This is a genomic window from Mycobacterium sp. (genome assembly GCF_049802695.1).
Taxonomy (GTDB): Bacteria; Actinomycetota; Actinomycetes; order Mycobacteriales; family Mycobacteriaceae; genus Mycobacterium.
Map to the genome: position 1 here is coordinate 1 of NZ_JBARMY010000478.1, position 2,075 is coordinate 2,075.

A 2,075-nucleotide genomic window follows, 5' to 3' on the forward strand; every position below is an offset into this window, starting at 1 on the left:
GAGATCCGCGGGCACCGGCGCACCTACGTCGGTGCGCTGCCCGGCCGCATCGTGCGCGCGATCGGCGAAGCCGGGTCGATGAACCCGGTGGTGCTGCTCGACGAAATCGACAAGGTCGGCTCCGACTACCGAGGCGACCCCTCGGCCGCTTTGCTCGAGGTGCTGGACCCGGCGCAGAACCACACCTTCCGCGACCACTACCTGGATCTGGACCTCGACCTGTCCGATGTGATGTTCTTGGCAACCGCCAACGTCATCGAGAACATCCCGTCGGCGCTGCTGGACCGGATGGAGCTGGTGCAGATCGACGGCTACACCGAAGACGACAAGGTAGCGATCGCCCGCGACTTCCTGCTGCCGCGGCAACAGGACCGGGCCGGGCTGACCAGCGACGAAGTCACGGTCACCGACGCCGCGCTGCGCAAGGTCGCCGCCGACTACACCCGTGAGCCGGGCGTGCGGCAGTTCGAGCGGCTGCTAGCGAGGGCGCTGCGCAAGGTCACCACCAAGCTGGCCGGCGCAGCCGGTCCGATCGTCGTCGACGAGCCCGACCTCACCGGCTATCTGGGCCGGCCGCGCTTCACCCCGGAGTCGGCCGAGCGCACAGCGGTGCCGGGCGTGGCCACCGGACTGGCGGTGACCGGGCTGGGCGGCGACGTGCTCTACATCGAAGCCGGCTCGGTCGAGGGCGAGCCGGGTCTGCAGTTGACCGGCCAGCTCGGTGACGTGATGAAGGAGTCCGCGCAGATCGCACTGTCCTATGTGCGCTCGCACGCCGCGCAGCTGGGCGTCGACCCGAAGACGCTGGACCGGCGCATCCACGTGCACGTGCCCGCCGGCGCCGTCCCCAAGGACGGCCCGTCGGCCGGCGTGACAATGGTGACTGCGCTGGTGTCGATGGCCACCGGGCGTCAGGTGCGCTCGGACGTCGGAATGACCGGCGAAGTGACGCTCAACGGCCGGGTGCTGCCGATCGGCGGTGTCAAGCAGAAGTTGCTGGCCGCCCAGCGCGCCGGGTTGTCGACGGTGTTCATTCCGCAACGCAACGAGCCGGACCTCGACGATGTGCCCAATGAAGTGCTGAACGTGTTGGACGTCAAGCCGATGACCGACGTGACCGAGATCGTCGCGCAGGCATTGGAGCCGGCAGAGGTGGCGACGGCGGCTGCCTGATCGTTAGTTCAGTGTGGCGCGTTCCGGTCGCGTAGCGTTTCGGCCGGGTATCAAAAACACGTTTCGCCCACCGCCGCTTTGGCTGGGCAGTCGACGGTCTTGGATGCGATGCCGGCTAGCAGGCGCAGCAGAGACGAAGGCTTCTGTAACGGACTCACCGGCCCGGGAGGGGCCGTTGACGGGCGTGGCTGTAAAGGCTGCGGATAATCACCACATGACCCACTTACAGCAATTGAAACGGAACGTGGTAAGCCGCGCGCAACGCCTGCTGGTCAATCCGCTGGCCCGACGGCTGCCGTTGACCCTGCTGGAAACCACCGGCCGCAAAACGGGACAGCCGAGGCGCACACCGGTCGGCGGCCGGCTTGTCGACAACCAGTTCTGGATTGTCTCCGAACACGGTGAGCACTCGCAGTACGTCCGCAACATCAAGGCCAATCCCGCGGTGCGAGTTCGCATCCATGGCCAATGGCGCAGCGGAACGGCCCACCTGCTCCACGACGACGACCCGATCCAGCGGCTGGGCGGCCTGCCCGGCCTCAACAGCGCCCTGGTCCGCGTCATGGGCACTGACTTGCTGACTATCCGGGTGGATCTGGACTGACACATGGCTTATGACGTCGAGCTGGCCGACCGGATTCGTGAGCTGCTGGCGCCGGTGCGCGGCACCGATGAGAAGCCGATGTTCGGCGGGCTGGCTTTTCTGATCAACGGACACATGGCGGTAGCGGCGAGCCGTGACGGTGGATTGCTGGTGCGGGTCCAGCCGGACGATACTGAGCCGCTGTTGCGCCGCGGCCATGTCGGCCCCATGGTGATGGGCGGGCGGGAGGTGCGCGGCTGGGTGCAGGTGGACGCCGGCGCGCTGACGACCAAACGCCGGTTGCAGGCCTGGGTGGCCC

Annotated in this window: 3 protein-coding genes; all 3 read left to right on the forward strand. The window is 67.6% G+C overall.

The window, feature by feature from the left end; all coding sequences use genetic code 11:
• The coding region (locus WA317_RS18975) for a S16 family serine protease (RefSeq protein WP_425174503.1) at positions 1 to 1,173 on the forward strand (1,173 nt) is incomplete at its 5' end.
• Between the two features lie 214 nt (positions 1,174 to 1,387).
• Positions 1,388 to 1,777, forward strand: a complete 390-nt coding sequence (locus WA317_RS18980; RefSeq protein WP_425174504.1) for a nitroreductase family deazaflavin-dependent oxidoreductase — start codon at positions 1,388 to 1,390, stop codon at positions 1,775 to 1,777.
• A gap of 3 nt (positions 1,778 to 1,780) precedes the next feature.
• A partial coding sequence (locus WA317_RS18985; protein WP_425174505.1) for a TfoX/Sxy family protein occupies positions 1,781 to 2,075 on the forward strand: 295 nt, incomplete at its 3' end.

Coding starts and splice junctions, on each gene's coding strand:
- WA317_RS18980 (WP_425174504.1), top strand. CDS start 1,388: ATGACCCACTTACAGCAATTGAAACGGAACGTGGTAAGCCGCGCGCAA.